The organism is Candidatus Colwellia aromaticivorans, from assembly GCF_003333305.1.
Classification (GTDB): domain Bacteria; phylum Pseudomonadota; class Gammaproteobacteria; order Enterobacterales; family Alteromonadaceae; genus Colwellia; species Colwellia aromaticivorans.
In genome coordinates this window covers 103,078-125,344 of sequence record NZ_QOLD01000019.1, presented here as the reverse complement: position 1 = coordinate 125,344, position 22,267 = coordinate 103,078, and the positions used below count along the sequence as shown (strand labels likewise).

Annotated in this window: 23 protein-coding genes and 1 tRNA gene; 19 read left to right on the top strand and 5 right to left on the bottom strand. The window is 37.8% G+C overall.

The window, feature by feature from the left end; translation table 11 throughout:
* Positions 1-118: 118 nt before the first annotated feature.
* Both DWA31_RS03485 and DWA31_RS17665 read left to right on the top strand, forming a co-directional pair.
* The gene (locus DWA31_RS03485; RefSeq protein WP_114325273.1) at positions 119-2,449 is read left to right on the top strand and encodes a CHASE domain-containing protein; all 2,331 of its coding nucleotides are present in this window, start codon (positions 119-121) and stop codon (positions 2,447-2,449) included.
* Positions 2,450-2,579: 130 nt separating this feature from the next.
* Entirely contained in the window at positions 2,580-2,714 is a 135-nt protein-coding gene (locus DWA31_RS17665; protein WP_281268613.1) for a hypothetical protein, read from the top strand.
* Between the two features lie 373 nt (positions 2,715-3,087).
* Here the strand turns inward: DWA31_RS17665 and DWA31_RS03480 are convergent.
* Positions 3,088-3,164: transfer RNA gene (locus DWA31_RS03480), tRNA-Arg, on the bottom strand.
* 410 nt (positions 3,165-3,574) lie between these two features.
* Between DWA31_RS03480 and DWA31_RS03475 the strand changes: the two genes are divergently transcribed.
* Positions 3,575-4,735 (top strand): iron-containing alcohol dehydrogenase, encoded by a 1,161-nt coding sequence (locus tag DWA31_RS03475; RefSeq protein WP_114325272.1) that lies wholly within the window; start codon positions 3,575-3,577, stop codon positions 4,733-4,735.
* Positions 4,736-4,970: 235 nt separating this feature from the next.
* Entirely contained in the window at positions 4,971-5,951 is a 981-nt protein-coding gene (locus tag DWA31_RS03470; RefSeq protein ID WP_114325271.1) for a DMT family transporter, read from the top strand.
* A gap of 57 nt (positions 5,952-6,008) precedes the next feature.
* Here DWA31_RS03470 and DWA31_RS03465 read toward each other — a convergent pair whose 3' ends face one another.
* Complete coding sequence (locus tag DWA31_RS03465) at positions 6,009-7,184, bottom strand: flagella assembly protein FlgT (RefSeq protein WP_114325270.1); 1,176 nt, start codon at positions 7,182-7,184, stop codon at positions 6,009-6,011.
* 241 nt (positions 7,185-7,425) lie between these two features.
* Here DWA31_RS03465 and DWA31_RS03460 point away from each other — a divergent pair, with 241 nt between their 5' ends.
* Positions 7,426-8,073, top strand: coding sequence for a FlgO family outer membrane protein (locus tag DWA31_RS03460; RefSeq protein WP_114325269.1), 648 nt, complete (start codon positions 7,426-7,428; stop codon positions 8,071-8,073).
* Positions 8,074-8,105: 32 nt separating this feature from the next.
* On the top strand, positions 8,106-8,573 hold the full coding sequence (locus DWA31_RS03455; RefSeq protein WP_210725535.1) for an LPP20 family lipoprotein: 468 nt from the start codon (positions 8,106-8,108) through the stop codon (positions 8,571-8,573).
* Between the two features lie 53 nt (positions 8,574-8,626).
* On the opposite strand, the gene flgN is transcribed toward DWA31_RS03455, so the two are convergent.
* From flgN to flgA, 3 genes are all read right to left on the bottom strand, one after another.
* Positions 8,627-9,058 carry a flagellar export chaperone FlgN gene (flgN, locus tag DWA31_RS03450; protein ID WP_114325268.1) on the bottom strand — a complete coding sequence of 144 codons (432 nt, stop codon included), beginning with the start codon at positions 9,056-9,058 and terminating at the stop codon, positions 8,627-8,629.
* Between the two features lie 54 nt (positions 9,059-9,112).
* Complete coding sequence (gene flgM, locus DWA31_RS03445) at positions 9,113-9,421, bottom strand: flagellar biosynthesis anti-sigma factor FlgM (protein WP_114325267.1); 309 nt, start codon at positions 9,419-9,421, stop codon at positions 9,113-9,115.
* Positions 9,422-9,516: 95 nt separating this feature from the next.
* The gene (gene flgA, locus DWA31_RS03440; RefSeq protein WP_114325266.1) at positions 9,517-10,209 is read right to left on the bottom strand and encodes a flagellar basal body P-ring formation chaperone FlgA; all 693 of its coding nucleotides are present in this window, start codon (positions 10,207-10,209) and stop codon (positions 9,517-9,519) included.
* 264 nt (positions 10,210-10,473) lie between these two features.
* On the opposite strand from flgA, the gene DWA31_RS03435 reads away from it, so the two are divergent.
* The 13 genes from DWA31_RS03435 to flgK all read left to right on the top strand — a co-directional run bounded on the left by DWA31_RS03435 (position 10,474) and on the right by flgK (position 22,264).
* The gene (locus tag DWA31_RS03435; protein WP_114325265.1) at positions 10,474-11,397 is read left to right on the top strand and encodes a chemotaxis protein; all 924 of its coding nucleotides are present in this window, start codon (positions 10,474-10,476) and stop codon (positions 11,395-11,397) included.
* Positions 11,398-11,437: 40 nt separating this feature from the next.
* Complete coding sequence (locus DWA31_RS03430) at positions 11,438-12,268, top strand: CheR family methyltransferase (RefSeq protein ID WP_114325264.1); 831 nt, start codon at positions 11,438-11,440, stop codon at positions 12,266-12,268.
* 176 nt (positions 12,269-12,444) lie between these two features.
* The gene (gene flgB / locus DWA31_RS03425; protein WP_114325263.1) at positions 12,445-12,843 is read left to right on the top strand and encodes a flagellar basal body rod protein FlgB; all 399 of its coding nucleotides are present in this window, start codon (positions 12,445-12,447) and stop codon (positions 12,841-12,843) included.
* Between the two features lie 2 nt (positions 12,844-12,845).
* Positions 12,846-13,265, top strand: coding sequence for a flagellar basal body rod protein FlgC (gene flgC / locus DWA31_RS03420; protein WP_114325262.1), 420 nt, complete (start codon positions 12,846-12,848; stop codon positions 13,263-13,265).
* Positions 13,266-13,273: 8 nt separating this feature from the next.
* A complete protein-coding gene (locus DWA31_RS03415; protein ID WP_425451854.1) occupies positions 13,274-13,414 on the top strand; it encodes a flagellar basal body rod protein FlgC in 141 nt (46 codons plus the stop codon).
* Positions 13,415-13,464: 50 nt separating this feature from the next.
* Positions 13,465-14,151, top strand: coding sequence for a flagellar hook assembly protein FlgD (locus tag DWA31_RS03410; protein ID WP_114325261.1), 687 nt, complete (start codon positions 13,465-13,467; stop codon positions 14,149-14,151).
* Positions 14,152-14,249: 98 nt separating this feature from the next.
* Positions 14,250-15,599 carry a flagellar hook protein FlgE gene (flgE, locus tag DWA31_RS03405; RefSeq protein WP_114325260.1) on the top strand — a complete coding sequence of 450 codons (1,350 nt, stop codon included), beginning with the start codon at positions 14,250-14,252 and terminating at the stop codon, positions 15,597-15,599.
* A gap of 165 nt (positions 15,600-15,764) precedes the next feature.
* The gene (gene flgF / locus DWA31_RS03400) at positions 15,765-16,508 is read left to right on the top strand and encodes a flagellar basal-body rod protein FlgF (RefSeq protein ID WP_114325259.1); all 744 of its coding nucleotides are present in this window, start codon (positions 15,765-15,767) and stop codon (positions 16,506-16,508) included.
* Between the two features lie 21 nt (positions 16,509-16,529).
* The gene (gene flgG, locus DWA31_RS03395; protein ID WP_114325258.1) at positions 16,530-17,318 is read left to right on the top strand and encodes a flagellar basal-body rod protein FlgG; all 789 of its coding nucleotides are present in this window, start codon (positions 16,530-16,532) and stop codon (positions 17,316-17,318) included.
* A gap of 22 nt (positions 17,319-17,340) precedes the next feature.
* Entirely contained in the window at positions 17,341-18,036 is a 696-nt protein-coding gene (gene flgH / locus DWA31_RS03390) for a flagellar basal body L-ring protein FlgH (RefSeq protein WP_114325257.1), read from the top strand.
* Positions 18,037-18,055: 19 nt separating this feature from the next.
* A complete protein-coding gene (locus DWA31_RS03385; protein WP_114325256.1) occupies positions 18,056-19,150 on the top strand; it encodes a flagellar basal body P-ring protein FlgI in 1,095 nt (364 codons plus the stop codon).
* Positions 19,151-19,168: 18 nt separating this feature from the next.
* Complete coding sequence (flgJ, locus tag DWA31_RS03380) at positions 19,169-20,158, top strand: flagellar assembly peptidoglycan hydrolase FlgJ (protein ID WP_114325255.1); 990 nt, start codon at positions 19,169-19,171, stop codon at positions 20,156-20,158.
* A 93-nt stretch (positions 20,159-20,251) separates the two neighbouring features.
* Positions 20,252-22,264, top strand: a complete 2,013-nt coding sequence (gene flgK, locus DWA31_RS03375; protein WP_114325254.1) for a flagellar hook-associated protein FlgK — start codon at positions 20,252-20,254, stop codon at positions 22,262-22,264.
* The last annotated feature ends 3 nt before the right edge of the window (positions 22,265-22,267 follow it).

Genomic DNA, 22,267 nt, shown 5'->3' with positions numbered 1-22,267 from the left:
TTAAAATCATCTGTTGAAACCGATAATGTGTTGGCTATAAGTTTGAGACATCGTCATAAATAGTGCTAGTATCGGTTAGGTAAGTGAAACTTTAACTCTTTGAATTTTTATAAATATAATGAACAATACACTTCAGCGATCCTTTTTAACCATTGTTATTTATCTTTGTGCATGTGCTTGCACCGTTTTTATTATTACACCTTATTCTTTCACTAGTTTTATTGGACCAGCCGCAGGTATATCCACAGCATTAGTAATTGTTTTTGGAGTGAAAATATTACTTGCTATTGCTGTTGCCTCGATAATTTTTTGTTTGTATTTGTTTTTCTCGCTGAACCTGCCGATAGAATTATCCATGGTCATCATTACTTTATTGTCTATTATGCTACAGGGGTTTTGGGCAAAGCAGCTGACACTAAGTGAAGTTAATCAACAGAACTGGCTTAATTCACGACGATATTTACTACAGTTTTTATTCAAGATAGGTCCGCTAACATCATTGATTTCAGCGTTTACTGTAGTGATAGTTGTTATATTGGAAAGTAAAACTTTAGGCAATGATTTGCTTTTTACTTTTGTTAGCGGTTGGTCAGGAAGCCTATTGTTTTCAGTCTTTTTTACTCCAATGATATTGCTTACACAAGGTCAGCAGCAGCTAAATTTACCCAAACGAACTTTCATCATAATAGCTTCGTTTTTAGCTGTTTTTGCGATTGGTTTATTATTTAAAATATCTCAAAATGTGCAGCAACATGAACGTCATAATACTTTTAAGCAAGTAAAAAATAATGTACTTAAGGGAATTCAAAAAGAAATAGATATTACTATTAATGACTTGAATAGTTTGTCAGCATTTTTTAAGGCGAGTAAAACGGTTGATTTACCGGGCTTTAACTTATTCGCACAACAAATTTTTCAAACTAAATCAAGCGTTAGAGTGCTTGAATGGGCGCCTATTATTAGTCATGAAAACAGAGTTGCCTTTGAGAAAAAATATAATGTTATTCTAGAAAAAAGCACTGAGGGAGTTACGCAAAAAGCAGGTAATAGAAGGCGCTATGCTCCTATACGTTTTATTTACCCTTATCAAGGTAATGAACCGGTTCTAGGATTAGATGTACTGACAAATTCAAATCGTATTATCTCTATGAAAAATGTCATTAATAGTAAACATATTATTGCCAGCGCACCAATTAACTTAATACAAGGTAATCATACTAATTTAGGCATTCTTTTTATTACTGCGGTTTTCTCTGGCTCAACAGATAATTTACCTAATATTGAGCAAAGTAGTCCAGATGACTTACTTGGTTTTGTTGTTGCCGTAGTGCAATTTAAACGCTTTTTCCAGTACATATCACCATCGAAAACGGACAAAATTAATTTGCTTATTGAAGATGTAACTTCGCCAGAGCCATTTATATTGTTCGGTCAACAGCTTAATGAGAATCATCGTTATGTTGAAAGTATTAATTTAGAGGTTAATTCTCGTCAATGGCGAATTAGTTTTGGTGAACATCAACCATGGCAATTGCAACAAAAAAATTGGCAAGTATGGGCTATGTTATTTGGAACAACATTAGGGGGAGCGCTATTTCAAGTACTGATTCTAATGATGGCGGTGTACTCCAATGAATTAAACTCTCAGGTTATTACAAAAACGCGTGAATTAATTATTGCCAAAGAACAGTCGGAGCAGAAAAATACAGCGAAGACTAATTTTTTACATAAGCTAAGTAACGAGCTGCAAACGCCTTTGCATGCAATTAAGGACTTTTGTCAGCAGTTGTCAAAATCTGACAATAAAGAAAAAAATAAGATAATTCAAAATATAGAATTAGCACAAGATAATATGCAGAAACTGCTTCATATGGTACTTGATTTATCTAAAGTTGAATTAGGGGAATCTGACGTTAGTAGTAAACCATTCGATTTTCATGGTTTTATAGCGCGTATTGAAGATATGCTTTTGGCTAAACAATCATCTACAGATATTACAGCGCTTCAAGAAAATACTATCACCTTTTTAATCGACTCAAATGTACCGCACTTTATTAATAGTGATGAGCTTAGAATTCAGCAGCTTTTGGTTGCTTTTTGTGATGGTGTTCATGAGCTATTAAAGATTAGTAATATACGCTTAACAGTGAAAGTACATAATCATCACCTTAATAGTGCGACCTTATTATTTATTTTTACTAACCATGATGATAAACCTATTGATAAGACAGTACCCTTTAAGCATCCAATTAATACTAATATGGCTTTGTTCAGTGCTCAAATAGCAATGGCTAAAGAGGTTTGTCAGTTAATGGGCGGTGATGCGAACTTGGGGAATTTGGTCTCTGGTGAAAGAGTATTAACAGCTTCCATCAAAATTTTAATTACCTCAAATGAGGAGCAACATGCATATCAATCGCATGTCTTTGATGAAAAAGAAGATAAATGACAAATTAACTTGAACTATCAAAGTAAATAGTTTAGTTTTTAATCGAAAGAAATATTCTCTAAATAAGGTTTTTGTTGTCCCTTTGACTGAGAAAATTGAAATGTAATTACATCTTAATTAGGTACATACAATGCGTAAGTCATCCTCTCGAGGATTAAAGCTGACGACGGTTATTTGTGCAGTAATCATAATGGCCGTTTCAGCGGTATTGAGTAATATCTCAGTAGCTGATGACATGGAAGTAAAAACAGCACAATCAGAATAATAATTTCAGTAATTGATTTATTGACGGGAAATTTAAGTCGCATACTCAAGATAGAGTATGCGACTTTTTTATTTGAGGGGGTAACGGTTATCTAGCCATATCTTTTCCTGGCAGCGTTCTGAAAGTAGCTATAAAAATTGTTTGGTAAAAATAAAAAGAACGCTATTCTGCTGACTTAATCCAGCAAAGAAGAGAAGCTGAAATTAATGCTATATGTAAATCGAAAGAAGTTATTAATAATTCAGCCTGACTTTTCTTGTGATGAATGTTTATTGGTTGTCGCACAAGTGGTTACGTCTGATAATGATAAAGTCACGTTTGAAATGAATTTAATAAACTAGGTGTCATTTGGCATTTTAATAAAATTAAATAATGGCGTCCTCGGCGGGAGTCGAACCCACGACATCACCCTTAGGAGGGGTGCACTCTATCCAGCTGAGTTACGAGGACTTGAAATTATTTACGGCTGTACAGTATAAATCATTTCAAACAAAACAAAATAAAAAAAACAAAATAAATCAACCTTATAGTTACTTGGTGACCTAGATTATTTTACTTTTATGTTTTATGTTGATTTCGATATAAAATCAGTTATGTTAAATCGTGCGTATGGTTTATTCTGAGCAATTTATAGTAACCACTTATGTTAATCTAATCGTGTGTTTTATTGATACATTTTTAATGTAAAGTAGACCGTATGAGACTTTGCGTTCCAGCATAAAAGTATTTACAGCAAGTGAAACTTTCAATACGGTACATAAAGCTCCATTATATGTATTCATCTCAACAGTAAGCTAGATCTTTATTCAAACCAATAAATAATGTTAGCCATTAGCGACGGTTAAGAGGTAGATAAAATTATGTCAAATCAAATAATACTTCCTAGAATCCTCCAAATAGGTGAGGGCGCTAGTCAGGAAATCGCTAGTATTTTAGCTAGCCTAAACTGTCATAAACCACTGATCATTACTGATAAAATGATGGTTGAATTGGGATATGTTAAGAAGGTTGTAGATTTGTTGACACAACAAAAAATATTTTGTGATGTATTTGATCAAACCGTGCCAGAGCCGACCGTTAGTTCTATCATGGAGGGTGTGAAACAAGTTAGAAGTGGCGATTATGATGTAATTATTGCGATTGGTGGTGGAAGCCCCATTGATAGCGCTAAGGCTATTGCGATTCTTGGAAAATACGGCGGTGAGATGCAGGATTATAAATTCCCGCGTCAGGTCAATGAAGCAGGTTTGCCACTCATTGCTATCCCAACTACGGCAGGCACAGGTTCAGAAGTAACTCGATTTACTATTATTACCGATGATGTTAATGACGAAAAAATGCTTTGTTGTGGTATGGGTTTTATGCCAGTTGCTGCGTTGGTTGACTATAACTTAACGCTTAGCCTGCCACCACGAATAAGCGCAGACACGGGTATTGATGCACTAACTCATGCTATGGAAGCTTATGTAAGTCAAAAAGCTAATTCGTATAGTGATTGTCAGGCCATAGCCGCCATGCGACTGATTGGCCCCAACTTACGTAAGTCATATCACAACGGCAGTGATCATAAGTCTCGAGAAGCGATGATGTTGGGCTCAACCTTAGCAGGAATTGCATTTTCCAATGCTTCCGTCGCTTTAGTGCATGGTATGAGCAGGCCAATAGGTGCTTTTTTCCATGTTCCACATGGTCTTTCAAATGCCATGCTTTTACCCAGCGTAACAGGATTCTCTATTAGCGCTGCACCTGAGAAATATGCCGATTGTGCCCGAGCTATTGGTGTTGCAAATGAGCAAGATACGACAGACAACGCGAACCTAAAATTACTGCAAGAACTTCGTGCATTAAATGAAGAGCTAGAAGTACCAACACCAGGCCAATTTGGCATTGAGCAAGCTAAATTTTTTGCTTTGCTTAGTGAAATGGCTGAACAAGCGCTCAATTCAGGATCGCCCAACAATAATCCACGTGTGCCAAGTAAAGATGAAATAATTGAAATTTATAAAAAGCTTTGGAATTAGGAGTGTGTTTACATGAACACTCCTAATTTTTCAATTAAAAACTGTCTAGTGAGAGCTGGGTAGTCCACAGCTTCACTGGCAGATACATATCACTCAGCGATGGTCATCAAGTACTATGTGCGAAGTGCTGAATTCATCTTGTAGTCCTAAGTTAGTCAAAAGATGCTCGCTCCCGTTTTTGTGACGTAATAGTCAATCGACAATAGTAGATAATGCAATAAGTAGGGCAATCGAAATGACCTCTAAACCCAGTAATATCATTAGTGAGAACAAGCAAATAACCAGCAGTTTTGGTGTTCGAATGACGCCAGTGTTTTTTGTTTGGCTATGGAGTACTGGGTTTATCGGTGCAAAATATGGTTTACCCTACGCCGAGCCTTTTATCTTGTTGTTTTACCGAATGCTTATTACCCTTGTCTGCCTTGGCTTTATTGCACTCTGGATAAAATCAAGCTGGCCATCGTTACGTTCGGCTTTCCATATGGCTGTTAGTGGTTTGTTGATTCATGGATTTTATTTAGGTGGGGTTTTTTATGCTATCGCTGGTGATATGCCCGCAGGATTGGTCTCGCTAATTGTTGGTTTACAGCCGTTAGTCACAACAATGGCAGCGATAATCGTACTCAAAGAAAGAGTTGTTAGTTACCAATGGCTAGGCTTGCTGTTGGGATTGCTTGGTGTTGGGTTGGTGTTATTTGAAAAGCTCGGTGGCGCAGGGCAGTTGCCAGAATTTCCATTATGGACACTAGGCTGTGCCTTTATCTCTTTAATAGGAATTTCGCTTGGCACTGTATATCAAAAACGTTTTGGTGATGCTATTGATCTTATTCCCGGTGCTTTTATTCAGTATTGCGCAGCGGCATTGCTTTTTGCCTTAGGAACTTTTCTTTTTGAATCTCAGAAAGTTGAATGGAATATGCAATTAATGCTTGCTATGGGCTGGTTAGTTTTGGGTTTGTCGATTGGCGCTATATTATTATTAATGCAATTGATTAATCAAGGGGCGGCTTCTGAAGTTGCGAGCTTGTTCTATCTGGTACCGCCCGTTACTGCCATCGAGGCTTATATTTTGTTCGATGAACAGTTTGAGTTTTTAGCACTTTGTGGTGGTGTTATGTCGGTGTTCGGGGTTGCACTGGTTTTAATGGCAAAGCGAAGTGGCTCTGAACTTGCTCAATCGAACTCAAGTAAAACCAATGCAATAAAAGACAATTAGCTACTCACCATTATCAATAATCGGGGCGTTTACTAGATTACTGATATCCTAGGTGCATTAAAACCTAACGGCCAAATCATTTAACTGGATATTACCCAGTAAGCTATGATCAATTGTGATTGCAGTCGCATTTTGTTTGGTAAGTTTGACTACCTTAACCTTGAAAGGGCTTATGTTAGTACTTGCATAGTGGTTACCATTTTCGTTTTTAAAGCTGCTCATATGTAGAAGTGAAAACTCATCACCAATTTTAACGCCGTGATGACGACCTAAATTGATAACAACTTGGTTCCCTTTCACGTGAAGTATTTTTCCTTCACTTGGCTCGCACATAATATTTTCATCGATGTCATTTACCATATTATCAAGCAGAGCACTTATCATATTACCGTAATTACTTTGCCAAAACATTGTTCCATTAACATCAATACTTTCTCGTTTATTAAAATCCCAAACACCTGTATTTTGGTAACGATTTTGCCAAACTAATTCACCATTTATGCCGCTGTATAAGTAAAGGGTAAAATCAAAGTTTCTAGGGTAGGTTCCTTGTTGCCATATCTTCCAACTATTAGTTCTTTGCTGTTCAAAGGAAATATCGTTAATTTCACTAAAAAGTATATATTGGCTATCAGTTGTGTCAGCGAGTGACACCGCTAGTTGTTTGATTTTCTCTTCATTAAAACTCGCGTTTAAACGAGAAAATTCAGTAGCACTTTTTAATAAAATTTTGCTAGCACTATAAGTGCTTTGTGAGTGTAACTTTTGATTGAGATGGGTAATAACGGCAGAGTCTAACTGATAAATACTTCCTCTGCTTGCTTGTTCTCTATGGTTTAAGTGACTTTTGGTTAGCAATACTGATTTTTTGAAATCTAAAGCTAAGCACTTTTTCTCTTGTGGAAAAATATCAGCTCGCACTGTTACGCTGATCATATTATCGCTGTGTAATTCATCAATAAGTTCAATAGAATTAACACTACCGCTTGCGCGAATGCTTATTTGATCTTGTGTTAATAAGCCATTAACGACTTGTTGAATACTTGACACACTTGCACCAGCGACAAGTAGTGCTTTTTTTAACGCATTTTCCATCGCTTTAGTGCGTGCAATTTCAACTGTTCCTTGGTCAATACGAGCATGACCTTGTGCTTCATACCACTGTGCGTTACAGGTCAAGGGGGTTAAAATCAGGCCGGTAACTAAGGCAAGTGTTCGGGGTATATTGCGCATAAACTCTCTCATAAAAGCAAATAAGCTACTGGGCGTATTAAATTATATATCGTTTCTATGCATGAATATTATGCATGAAGTGTGCCTGTTTACTTATTTTGTATTTGCTAAGTTATTGTTTGAATGTACTTGGCTTGAAATGTGCATTATTTATTGGCAAGAGATAACCTAAGAAATAAAGTTGTCAGTGTATTAGCATAAATCATATGTAGAATATTCACTGATTTTACAGGGGAACACTATGAAACAGTGGCTTATACCATTAATTATACCAACACTTTTATCTTGTAGTAGTTTAGAGCAAGAAGATAACTTCTATAAATCAACGCAAGTTGATAAAGGTGAAATAGATAGCTTTAATCTGCCTAAACATGCCATTAATGATGTGGTGAAAGGTCTAGCATATCAAATGCTAGAAAGTAGTGCTTTTGTTAATGCTAAAACGCCTGTAGCAGTTGCTTCATTTGTTAACCTGAAAGATCTTGAGTCAACAAATTGGCTGGGAAATCAAATAGCTGAAAACTTTATTCATGAATTACAACGCCATGGCTTAGTGGTTATTGACTTTAAAACTACCGGTCACATTCGTGTTACTAAAGAAGGTGATTATGCTTTTAGCCGTGATTGGAAAGAGTTACCTGAACGTCAGATTATTGACTACGTGGTGACGGGTACTATGATGGAGCAAGAAAACGGCATTTTAGTGAATGCTCGTATGATAGGTATTCAGTCACGGGTAGTGGTTGCTACGGCACAGTCTTTTATTCCTATATGGGCATTGGGCGAGGAAAAAAGTCATAGTGAAAATGTTAAAATGAAAGATGGTATGATTATTCGCAGTAATGCAATGTTAATTGAAGATCAGCGTGCAGTTGAAATTCAAAAATAATCGCTTTAGGTGTTTATATGTTAGGTCTAAATATGAATAATACATTGATAAAAATATTGTTTACTACAGTTAGCTTATTGACTATGGCTTCTTGCTCAAGTGTTTATGATAAGCATGTTCAATGGCAAGCGGTTAAGCCTGAAGCATTCCCTGTTATTCGCGGAATTGGTTATGCACCAATAAGTCTGCAAAAATCTGAACATAAAACGCAGCGGATGTTAATGGCCATTAAAGCGTCAAAAATTGCCGCTTATGTTGAATTAACAGAGCAAGTGCATGGTCAGCAAGTTAGCAGTAAGACGACTATGGCGGATATGTTAATCAGCAATCAACAATTATCCGCATCAGTACAAGGTTTGATTCGAGGTGCTACAGTAGTAAAAAGCTACCCTGTGGGCGACACTTACACCACGGAATTGCAATTAGACTTTAAAGATGTGTATGAAATATATCAGGCTAGTTTGAATCGCAAAGAAATTAAAGAGGTACAATATTTTTAATCTAAACGAGCAGTAACTAATTCAGCTACTGCTTAATCTTGATTATCTCGAAACTAAGCCTTTAAGCCTATACTACTCAAGCCACCACTTTTCTTACCTTTACTATCATAAGTCACAGACGTTTTATTATGGCTTTCTAACAAACTCGTTTTCATACGTTCAACGGCTAATTGTGACTGTGCGATAATTTGCCCATTGACTTGGTTTTTTTGTTGGCAAAGTTTTAATAGGCTTTCAATATCGGCCAATTCCTGACTTAGTAGGCCAGCTGCTTTATCTTGGGCAAATATTTGATTAATACTTATTTGCTTATCTAAATTCTGAATGGATAGTAAGAGCTGATTTTTTTTCTCACTAATTTGTAATAACGCATCAGGTTGATGTTGCTGTAAGACAAGTTTCTCGTCAGTTATTATTTGCTCAAGTTCTTGAAGCTGGGCAAATTGTTGAGCAAGTAATTCTTGAGATTGAATTGAAGCAGACATGAAAGCGCCTTTTGGTGTAAAGTGAAATAATTATCACCTAGTACTTCACTTATATCAAATTAAATCAAATTCAAAGTTAGCGATACTTACGGCAAGTTTCTGTGGGTCGACTTTATATTCCCCTGCAGCAATTGCCTTTTTCAATTCGGCTACCTTTTTCTGATCTACAACCGGCGCATCATTCGCTTTTTTTTGTAGTTCACTTAATTGCTTTGCTTGTGGTGTAAGTGAAACAGAATCATGACTGACTTGCTTTACTTGCGCACTCGTACTTGCTGATTGGGCAGCTTGCTGCTTTACTTGCGTCTGTTTATTTTGGTGAACTTGAGCTTGATTATTCAAGTTATTGATATTTATAGTCATAATATTACCCGTCGGCAAAGTTTCATTTTAAAAATTTCTTGTTAACCTTTTATCGGCAATTAATCAGAAAACTTAAGTAAAAAGTATAAATAAAATTATAAGTGAATAACCACTTGATTGATAGCGGTAACTTTAGAGCTTATTATCCTGCCAGAACGAGTGTTTTTCACTTTTATTTGTTTATTTAAGTTACCTGAACTTAACGCGACACCTTGAGTTTTAATGATGAAATTTGGTGATTTTGCCGTAATGGTAACAGAGTCTCCTTTACAGACTAAGCATACATTTTTTGTATTAATGGCTCGACCTTTACCAATTCTTTTTTCTGCTTTGCTACCAAGTATGGTTGTTACGTCAGTCATTTTTTTGCCTCTAATTTTATTGCTAGCTAAGTATTGCAGGCTTATATTATTATTCGATAGCGTGGCACCTTTTTCAATGGTAGTTGTGGCAATGACAACGGCAAACGTTTTTTCAATTCTAGCAGGTAAGTATATTTTCCATGGTGTTGAATCAGCACAAGATATTTTAACATTTACGTTTCTACTCTTGGTATTTTCAGGTATATTTGCTATTAGTTTTTGCTGGCAAGGCTTTATTGTTATTCTTGGATCAATATTAGCAATCCGAATTGATATTTTTCCTCCCACGGGTGGCAATAGTTTTTCTTCGAGATACTTTTTAGCAAAAGTCTCAATGTAAGCTTTATCCCAAGTTGTACTTTGGCTTATTGGCGAAATCAGTACAATTAAGTACAGGGTGATAGACAAAAGTTTGATTCGAAACATAGTTTTATAGTTTTATAGTTTATCTTTAGGTAAATTCAAATACTCTACTATGCTTAAACTAAGTTAGCATAGTCGTAGCTATGTCAATTTTGTGACATGATATACTTATTTTTAGTTTTGTTAAGCACTTACTCAAGTGGTAACTGGACTATTTGTCACTTACATTGGTCTTTATAATAAACACAATCAAGAATTGTGCCTTCTTGTTTTCTTTTTAACAAGGCTAGCATAAATAACGCTATATTGATTTTAAATGGGGTTTTCATGACAGGTATATTGGATTCAGTTAACCAACGAACGCAACTTGTTGGTCAAAACAGATTAGAATTATTACTTTTTAAGTTGGTTGGTAGACAACGTTTTGGTATAAATGTTTTTAAGGTTAGAGAAGTATTACAATGCCCTAGACTAACATCATTACCCAATCAGGATGCATTTATAAAGGGTATAGCTCATATACGTGGACAAACTATTTCTGTCATCGATCTGAGTAAAGCGATTGGCGGCCCTGCAATTACTCAAACTGAAAATTCTTTTATTATCATTGCCGAATATAATCGTAGTGTGCAAGGATTTCTTGTTGCAGGTGTTGAACGTATCATTACACTGAGTTGGAAAGATATGATGCCTCCACCAGAAGGAGCAGGTAAATCTAGCTATCTAACGGCAGTTACTGAAATTGATGGTAGTATGGTTTCTATTTTAGATGTCGAAAAAATACTAAATGAAATAAGCCCTGTGTCTACTGAATTAAGTGATGATGTCGTAGATGAAAGTGTTGGTGAAAAGTTAGGTGAGCGCATTGTCATGATAGCTGATGATTCAACAGTTGCACGAAATCAAGTTAGACGAGCATTAGAGCCTTTAGGAATCAAAATGGTCTTGGCAAAAAATGGTCAAGATGCTTTAGATCAATTACTTGCCATTGAAGCGACATGTGAACACAGTATTACGGAAAAAGTCGCATTAATGGTTTCAGATATTGAAATGCCAGAAATGGATGGATATACATTAACGTCAGAAGTTAAAGCTAACGATCGTATGGCAAAAATGCCAATTATTTTGCATACCTCATTAAGCGGTGTTTTTAACAATGCTATGGTAGCAAAAGTGGGTGCCGATGATTTTATTCCAAAATTCCATCCTGATGAGCTAGCCATAGCAGTTAAAAAATGGCTAGCCCAGTAAAGGTAATGATTTTAATATAACAGATTAGGGTGCAGTAATAGTGTCAGCAAGAGAACTTGACGAAAAAAGTTATCATCAATTTAGAACGTTTTTAGAACAGCAATGTGGCATTGTGCTAGGCGAAAAGAAACAGTATTTAGTTAAAAGTCGCTTAGCACCATTAATGGGTAAATTTGATGTAAGCTCCCTTGGAGAGTTAGTTACTCGCACTTTGTCCCCAGTTGAACGACAATTACGTGCTGCTGTGATTGATGCGATGACCACTAACGAAACGCTGTGGTTTCGTGATGACTACCCATTTAAATTGCTGCAAAATAAACTATTGCCTGATTTTGCCAATCGCCAAACACCGGTAAAAATATGGTCAGCGGCAAGCTCTTCAGGGCAAGAGCCTTATTCAATTGCCATGTCTGTATTAGAATATCAACAACGTAACCCGGGTGCTTTTATGCGTGGAGTACAAGTGATTGGTACTGATATTTCTAGCACTATGTTAGAGCATTGTAAGTATGGCCATTATGACTCACTTGCCTTAGCGCGTGGGCTATCAGCAGAGCGTAAACGTCAGTTTTTCGAAAATGGCGATAATGGTATGTTAAAAGTGAAAGATCAAGTGAAAAAAATGGTCAGTTTCAGGCCGCTTAATTTGCTTAATAGTTATAGCTTAATGGGACGGTTTGATATTGTTTTTTGTCGTAATGTTCTTATCTATTTCTCTCCTGAAATTAAAGCACAAATAATCAGTCAAATTCATGGCACTTTAAACAAGGGAGGCTATTTGTTTTTAGGCGCATCAGAATCGCTTTCTGGTTTGAGTGATAATTTTAATATGCTTAGATGCAATCCTGGCATTGTCTATCAAAAAAAATAGTTACCACAAATATATTAGGTGTGTGTAGTTAGCTACACGCACGGCACTTCATAATTCAAATTTTTTCTTATTCTCCACCATCACTTATCAACTTGACATTTTCTTGCTTGTATCTGTTCGTTCTTGGCATAAATATTGAATAACTAAACCTTAAGTATAATTAACGGTAAGTTGTTATGGCCATCGGATTTGATAAAGGGTTTGAACTTCACGCACAAGGCATGCAGTTACGTTCCCAGCGAGCGGAAGTGATTGCAGGTAATATTGCCAACGCTGATACCCCTAATTATAAAGCAAAAGGCATGGATTTTAACAAAGCTATGCAGCAAGCGAATCTTCAACAGCAAATGGGTATGAGCCGTACTAATTCAAAACATTTTGATGTTCGCACCGAATTAAACAATAACGTTGATTTTCGTGTGCCAGATCAACCAGATACAGGGGATGGCAATACCGTTGATGTACAAGTGGAACGAAACTTGTATTTAGAAAACTCATTAGAGTATCAAGCTGGTTTGCAATTTCTTAACGGTAAGATAAAAGCGCTGCAAAAAGTGATTAGTGGAGGCAGGTAATTATGAGTCTATTTAATGTATTTAATATAACGGGCAGCGGCATGAGCGCCCAATCAACGCGTTTGAACACTACGGCAAGTAATATTGCTAATGCTGATAGTGTGAGTAGCAGCGTTGATGAAACATACCGCGCTCGCCATCCTGTTTTTGCCGCTGCTATGCAAAAAGCTGCCGCGGGTCAAGAAAGTAGTGTTGGTGTACAAGTACTAGGTGTTGTTGAAAGTAACAAGCCGCTTAATGTTGAATATGCGCCTGAGCACCCAATGGCAGACAAAGAAGGCTTTATTTATAAGCCTAATGTCAATGTTATAGAAGAAATGACAAATATGATCTCCGCCTCTCGTTCATATCAAACTAATGTGCAGTTAGCAGAATCGGCTAAGAATATGTTGAATAAAACCTTAACGCTTGGTCAAAGGTAATGTTGAAAATGATGTTCCAGATAATTGAAGAAATGAACAATACCAGCAAAGCAGTGATCTCTGCCTCTCGTTCATATCAAACTAATGTGCAGTTAGCAGAATCGGCTAAGAATATGTTGAACAAAACTTTAACGCTAGGTCAAAGGTAATGTCGAATAAAACCTTACATTTGGTCAGTGATAGTTAGTAGGAGCAGATAATGGAAACAATTAAAGGCGGAAACCCTTTAGATTCAATACGTTGGCAGCAAGAAGATTATAAGGTTGCAGAACAAAATAAAGGCATGTTAACTCAGGCCGACTTTTTTGCTCTGTTAACAAAAGAATTGTCAAATCAAGATCCTACTAAGCCAGTAGATAATAATGAAATGATTTCACAAATGACTGCTTTCTCTACTACTGATGGGGTGCAGAAATTAAATGATCAATTCACTTCATTTTCAAGCTCTATGACCTCAAGTCAAGCATTGCAAGCCTCTTCTTTGGTTGGTCGTAGTGTTTTAGTTGAAGACAATGTTTTTGGTATGAATGAAGGTGAGCAAGTTAAAGGTAAAATAGTCACGGATACGCCAGCGAGTAACGTTAACATTTATGTTGAAAATATTGCTGGAGAAATTATTCAAACGGTTCCTGTTGGTAATGTTAGTGCAGGTGGCTCCACGTTTACCTGGGATGGCCAAAAAGCAAATGGTGATCCAGCGGCTGCAGGTGCATATCGTTTTAGAGTAGCGGGCTTAGTTGATGGTCAAGCATCAGAAATACAAAGCATGACTTTTAGAAAAGTTGACAGTGTTACTTTAGCAGGTGCTAACGGTAGTATTTTATTAAACCTTAATGGTGGCAGCTCAATGGCCTTAGCCGATGTAGTTGAAGTATCAGAAGGGTAATGTAGGTTAGGCTTTAGCCTGACAATATTTTTTACAAACAAAATTTAAAAATGTCGCACTTAAGTACGACCTACAAAAATTTTTAAGAGGGTTAAATTATGTCATTTAATATAGCACTAAGTGGATTAAATGCCGCACAGAAAGATTTAGATGTAACTTCAAACAACATTGCTAACGTAAATACTGTTGGTTTTAAAGAGTCCCGTGCTGAATTTGTTGATGTTTATGCATCATCTTTGCTTGCTGCAGGTAAAACGAAAGTAGGTGATGGTGTTTTAACCGCAGATGTTGCCCAGCAGTTTTCTCAAGGTAGTATTCAATTTACCAATAATGCGCTTGACTTAGCCATCACGGGTAATGGCTTTTTTGCTACAGTACCAGAACTTGGCTCACTTGAGCGTTCATATACACGAGCGGGTCAATTTAAATTAAATGCTGACAATTTTGTTGTTAACTCGCAAGGAGGTCATTTATTGGGCTTCCCAATTAATCCAGATGGCAGTTCATCGTCGGTTAGTTTAAGTACTGCCACGCCTGTTCTTATCCCAACAGCTTCAGGCGCACCAACCAAAACCAGTGAAGTTGATATTCGTATGAATTTACCCGCAGGTGATGTAGCGCCAGCAAATCCTGTATTTGACCCAACCGACCCGCTAACATTTAATAACTCAACTTCAGTAACAATTTTTGACTCTTTAGGTGATAGTCATGTAATGACATATTATTTTGTTAAAGCATCAGCCAATCAATGGAATATGTTTACGGCAGTTGATGATGTAATGGTCAATGTTCCTACCGGCACTTCGTCTACAATAACAGCAGATTACCCAGCTCCAGCTCCCGTACAGACTACCCAAGCAGGTGTACAAGGGGCTGTTTTAAGCTTTAATTCCAGTGGTGATTTTGTTGGCCAAAACCCAGCTCTGATACAAACAGCTCCTTTAGGAATTGGTATTTTAAGTAATGGAGCTGATCCTACTCAAACGGTTATAATTGACTTTAACCTAGATACAGCATCACCAAACCCAAATGAACCAACCCAGTTTGCTTCCAATTTTGAAGTAACAGCTTTAAAGCAAGATGGTTTAGCCGTAGGGCGATTAACCGGTATTGATATTGGTGGTGATGGCCTAGTGCGAGCCACTTATTCAAATGGTACTTCACAGCCTTTAGCGCGAATTGCTTTAGTTAACTTTGCCAACGAGCAAGGGTTAACACAAGTAGGCAATAGTAACTGGAAAGAAAGTCTAGTTTCAGGTGAAGCCTTAGCAGGTGAAGGTGGCTCAGGTACTTTTGGTACAATTAACTCATCAGCATTAGAACAATCAAACGTTAATTTGACCACAGAGTTAATTGATTTGATTTCAGCACAACGAAATTTCCAAGCGAATTCACGTGCGCTAGAAGTAGATAATCAACTGAATCAGACTATCTTACAAATTAGATAAATAAAATTTATTATCAATAAAGCCGCTAGCTGAATGGTACTTACTGTTCAGTTAGCGGCTTTATCTTTTTAGTCACTTTTACTTTATGTAAATTCCCTCAAGTAGCTTTTTGGCACTCTCTTTGCATTTATCTACACAATAGAATTAATTAATGTGGAATTCATTATGGATAAGTTGCTTTATATCGCCATGAGCGGTGCTAAACAAAACATGCAAGCACTATCAATTAATGCCAATAATTTAGCGAATGCTAAAACCACTGGCTTTAAAGCTGATTTAGCGCAAGCGAGAAGTATGCAGGCATTTGGTGAAGGGCAAGCAACCCGTGTGTTTTCCATGACCGAACGTGCTAGCCAAAATTTTGACTCAGGCGCATTACTAACCACAGGCCGCGATCTTGATATTGCCATTGAAGGTGAAGGATGGATCTCCGTGCAAGATGCCTCTGGTGAGGTCGCTTTTACGCGAAATGGCCACTTACGGTTGACGGCTGACGGCGCTTTAGAAACAAGCAGTGGTAAGTTAGTTGTTGGAGAGGGCGGACCTATTTATTTACCTCTACCCGTGAATAACATTCAAATAAATCGTGATGGGGTCATCATGGTTCAACCTGAAGGGGCACCCGTTACTGCGCAAGAAGAAGCAGGGCGTCTTAAGTTAGTTAATCCTGATGTTCGTATGCTCGTTAAAGGGCAAGATGGTTTATTTCGCCGAAAAGATGGCGCACCTGAACAAGCCGATATCACGGTTAAAGTACTAGGCGGCACATTAGAGTCGAGTAACAGCAGCCCATTAAGTGATATGACAGACATGATTGCTTTACAAAGGCAATTTGAAATGCAGCTAAAAATGATGAAAACAGCAGAAGAAATAGATGCTAGCAGTGCCGCATTATTGCGTGCTTTCTAAAGAAATTAATTGAGGTGATGTATGAATCCAGCATTATGGATCAGTAAAACAGGCTTAGATGCGCAAACCAAAGATATTGCGGTAATTTCTAACAACTTAGCCAATGCTAGCACTATAGGCTTTAAGAAAAGTCGTGCTGTTTTTGAAGACTTACTTTATCAAAATGTCAATCAACCGGGCGGGCGTACTGCCGATGATAGTGAAGCGCCATCAGGCTTGATGCTAGGGGCTGGCACTAAAGTAGTGGCAACACAAAAAATTCATACACAAGGGGATATGTTAACAACAGATAACTCCTTAGACTTGATGATTCAAGGTGAAGGATTTTTTGAAATACTGATGCCAGATGGTACTTCTGCTTATAGTCGAAATGGTCAATTTACCATGAATGATGAAGGCGATATGGTTACCCCTGGAGCGGGTTATTTAATACAGCCGCAAGTGACTATTCCTGAAGATGCTTTAAGTATCGTTGTCTCGCAAGACGGTGAAGTATCAGTAACTTTACAAGGGCAGGCTGAGCCAGCGGTTGTTGGTCAGATCAATACGATTAATTTTGTTAACCCTACGGGTCTTCAGCCCATCGGGCAGAATTTATACACAGAAACCGCTGTTAGTGGAACGCCACAAGAGGGTATTCCCGGTCTAGAAGGGTTTGGCATGATAGTACAAGGGGCGTTAGAAACCTCAAATGTAAACACTACAGAAGAATTGGTGAATTTAATTGAATCACAACGTGTTTATGAAATGAACTCTAAAGTGATTTCGGCTGTAGATGAAATGCTTAGTTATATCAATCAGCAGCTGTAACTTTTTTAGTTTGGAGTTAACGATGAAAAGTAAATTATTTTGTGTCTTGGTGGTAATGCTTATTAGTCAAATAAGTGCTTGCAGTAATACTGTAGAACTAAGTAAAGCTTTGCCTAACGACCCTGATTTTGCACCAATATTACCGGAGACTGAAGAGGACGCTATTATTCCAACCGGTTCATTATTTAAAGAAAATTATGTCAATAATATTTACTCTGATTCTAAGGCTCACCGGATAGGCGATATTATTTCGGTCATTTTAAGTGAAAGTACTCAAGCGAAGAAAAATGCCAAAACAGAATTGAAAAAAGAAAATAATGCTGTGCTCGATCCTGTCATTGGGTTAGGTGGCGCGCCGGTAACTATTGGTGGTAAATCACTACAATTTGGTGTAAATCAAAACTCTGAATTTAAAGGGGATTCAAAAGCTGATCAGGGTAATAGCTTAAGTGGCGATATTTCGGTGCATGTGCTGAGGGTTTTACCTAATGGCAATTTAATGATTCGTGGCGAAAAATGGATAACGTTAAATAATGGTGATGAATATATCCGTTTAACGGGCGTTATTCGTGCTAAAGATATTAATTCGAACAATACCATCTTATCAACAAAAATAGCTAATGCGCGTATTCAATATGCGGGTACAGGTAGTTTTGCCGACACCAATGAGCAAGGTTGGTTAACGAAGTTTTTCAACAGTAGTTGGTGGCCTCTTTAGGGGGCTCTTAGGTAATAATATGAAAGCAGTAATAAACATAGTACTTATCCTTACAGGCTTATCTTTAGCTTTTACTAGTCATGCACAACGCATTAAAGATGCCGTTGATGTTGCTGGTGTTCGTACTAACCAATTAATCGGTTATGGCTTAGTGGTTGGTTTGCCAGGCACGGGTGAGCAAAGCCCATTTACCGAACAAAGCTTTAAAACCATGCTAAGTAATTTTGGTATTACCATGCCAGCAAACCTTAAACCTAAAATTAAAAATGTGGCTGCTGTTGCCGTTCATGCAGAGCTGAATGCTTTTAAAAAGGTAGGACAAACAATTGATATTACCGTTTCTAGTATGGGAAGTGCGCAAAGCTTACGTGGCGGTACTTTATTGCAAACCATGCTGGTTGGTCTTGATGGCAAAACCTATGCGGTGGGTCAGGGGAGTTTAGTGGTCAGTGGTTTGGGCGCAGAAGGTCTTGATGGTTCAAAAGTTATTGTTAACACACCAACTGTTGGTCGTATCTCTAACGGTGCAACGGTTGAGCGTGAAGTTAAGTCGCCGTTTGGATTAGGTGATTATATAACGTTTAATTTACACAGAATTGATTTTACCACAGCGAAAAACCTAGCGGATACTATTAACGAGTTGATACCAGGATCTGCTAGAGCAATAGATGCTGCTTCAGTTCAGGTTAATGCTCCTCGTGATATTAATGATCGCGTTAGCTTTCTTTCTGTTTTAGAAAATTTAGAGTTTGAACCTGCTTCAGGCTCAGCAAAAATAATAGTCAACTCACGTACAGGCACTATAGTTATTGGCAATGAGGTTCGCTTGTTAGCTGCTGCAATTACACATGGTGGCATTACAGTAACGATAAATGAAGTACAAGAAGTGTCACAGCCCAATGCATTTGCAGAAGGGGAAACGGTCGTTACCAACCAATCATCGGTGAATGTTAGCCAAAGTGATGCGCGTATGTTTGTGTTTCAACCAGGCGTTACGTTAGAAACATTAGTGAGAGCAATTAATGAAGTTGGTGCGGGGCCTGGCGATGTTATGGCTATCTTAGAAGCGTTAGATCAAGCTGGCGCCATTCTTGGCGAACTTATTATTATTTAGTATATATAGAGTGACATAATGGCTGATAACTCAATTACCACCACTAATTTTGACCAATCACGTAACTTTTTAGAGTTAAATGGTTTGAATGCCATCCGTGAACAATCTAGAGGGTCAGATAGCGAAGGTAAAAAAGAAGCTTTACAAGAAGCTGCTCAGCAGTTTGAAGCTATTTTTATGAAAATGCTGCTAAAAAGCATGCGTAAAGCGCAAGATGTTTTAGAGTCAGATAGTCCGTTTAATTCCCAGTCAACTAAGTTTTATCGCGATATGCACGATCAACAAATGGCTGTTGAGTTATCGTCAAACGGTACGTTAGGTTTATCTGATCTGATTGTTAGGCAATTAGGGGGTGATGATAATAATTTTACCCCAAGAAGCGTATTGCGTAATGATGCTAATCTTGAACAAATTAAGAAAGCGGCTAAGCAAGACAAATTACAAAGTCAAACCAATAATACAGACTTCACAAAAATCCCCTTTGCAACTGTTGATGATAATCAATCAAAAACAAACGTCAATTTTTCATCACCAAGCTTTAGCGAACCCAAAGATTTTGTTAGTGCCCTTATAGAGCCGGCAAAATCAGTCCAAGAAAAATTAGGTGTACCATTTCAAGTCATTATTGCCCAAGCAGCGCTAGAAACTGGTTGGGGACAAAAAATAATTAAAGATCAAAATGGTAGTAGCTCAAATAACTTATTTAATATCAAAGCTGATAACCGTTGGGATGGAGCAAGTATCCAAAAAGAATCTTTAGAATTTGAACAAGGCGCTATGGTGAAAAAATCATCAGCCTTTAGAGCGTATCAATCATTGACAGAAAGCGTGAATGATTATGTCAGTTTCCTTTCTGACAATGACAGATATCAAGATGCATTGCAAAACTCAAGTGATGTGGAACACTTTGTGCATAGTTTACAGAAAGCAGGCTATGCGACAGATCCTCAATATGCCAACAAAATAATGGCAACTCTGCGTACAGTCTCTAAGTTAATTATAAAATAATGTGGTTATTACAACCTGTCATCCTTGTGGTGACTTTGCTTACAGGTAGGTAAGTACTTAGGTTAGTAAAGCTCCATACTAGAGGCAAATATTATGACAGTTAGTTTATACCAAACCGGCGTGAGTGGCTTATTAGCTGCACAGCAGCAGTTGGCAACTACGGGTCATAATATTTCCAATGTCAATACTGATGGCTATACCCGCCAGCGGGCAGAGCAAAACGCTACGCTTGGCCAGGTGAGCGGTTCAAACTACATTGGCACAGGCACCTATGTTCAAGATATTACTCGAATCTATGATAAGTTTTCGTATAAAGAACAGTTAATCAACCAAAGTAATTTAGGTAATGCTGATTCGTTACATACTCGTTTAACTCAACTTGATCAAGTTATGAGTGCTTCAGGTAACGCGGTAGCAGGTTCAATAGAGCAATTTTATCAAGCTTTAAATGGTGTCGCCGATAATCCCAATGACTCAGGTTTACGTAGCATAGTATTAAATCAAGCTAAGTCTTTAAGTGATGGTTTTAACGAGCTGACTAATAACTTTGATCTCATGGGTAAATCCGTTAATGGTGAGATAGAGCAAGTAGCCAATAAAATTTCTGAAATATCTTTTGAGCTAGCAAAAATTAATGAAAGCATTTTACAAAATCAAGGCTTAAATCAAACGGGACAACCTAATGACTTGCTTGATAAACGCGATAAATTAGTGAGTGAGTTAGGTGAATATACGCGGGTTAATACTTTAGTTGATCAAAATGGTGTTATGACGGTAATGGTGGGTCAAGGTACAACACTGGTTGCCGGTATTACGCCACTAACCATTGCCGTAAAAGCAGGTGACCCTGACGCTTTACAAACTGAGTTGCGTTTAGTGGGTCCTAATGGCTCTGTAGGAATTGATGGTACAACACTTGGTGGTTCATTAGGCGGAGCCATTGAGTTCCGAGATGAACATCTAGCACAAACCCGCAGTGAAATAGATCGCTTAGCGATGGCGATATCGTCAACGTTAAATGATAGTCAAGCCAGTGGATTAGATTTAAATGGATTGCAAGGTGCTAATATCTTCACAGATATCAACACCACTCAATTACAACAAGGTCGTATTTTAGCTCATTCATCAAATACTGGTAATACGCAAGGTCAAGTAGCTATTAACGATGTATCGTTACTACCGACAGATGATTTTGAAGTACGGTTTGATGGCACCGACTTTATGTTATTTAACCTAACAACTGGTGGCAGTGAAAACATAGGCGCACCAGGTTCCGGTGTACCTGCAGGCACACATACACCATCATCGCCAGATTATGGTTTTTCATTTATTGAAACTGGTGTACCTGTCGCGGGCGATACTTTTACTATAATACCGACTAAAAATAGTGCGGCATTGATGCAAACCACCTTAACAGATGGCAATGCCATTGCTGCCAGTTCAGCCGTTAACGTTACTCCATCAACGCATAATGTCAGTGATGGCAAGGTAACAATTAGCGGGGTAAGTGATCCGGTAGCAGCTAGAAACTATACTCAGGGTATTAACAGTGGCTTAACCGTAGATGTGTATGAAAGTGCTGCTAATACTTTTTCCTATCGAGTATATAATTCAGCAACACCACCTCCAGCGGCAACCATTGCTACTGGTAGCTATCCCGCAGGAGGAAGTGCAGTCGTTGATTTACCACCAGGAACACCAGCGTTTCAAATAGAAATTAGTGGCGACTTAGTTGGTTCAGGCACTAATGCCAGAGAAACATTTACTATTGGTGATGCCTTCGGTGTGGGTAATGGCAATAATGCAGTTGCCATGACTAAAACCCAAGAGCAAGGCGTAACTAACGGCAATAAAGAAACCTTTAGTCAAAGCATAGGTATAAGCACTTCAAAAGTCGGTTCAAAAGCCAGTAATGCTGAGCTAGTTGCTGATACTGCTCAGGCATTATTCACCCAAGCATTTAATCGCAATCAATCCACATCTGGGGTAAACCTTGATGAAGAAGCGGCAAATTTATTGAAATTTCAACAAGCTTATCAAGCGGCATCGCAAATTATTTCCACTGCGAATACCATTTTTGACACTATATTAGCGGCTGTTAGGTAAGGA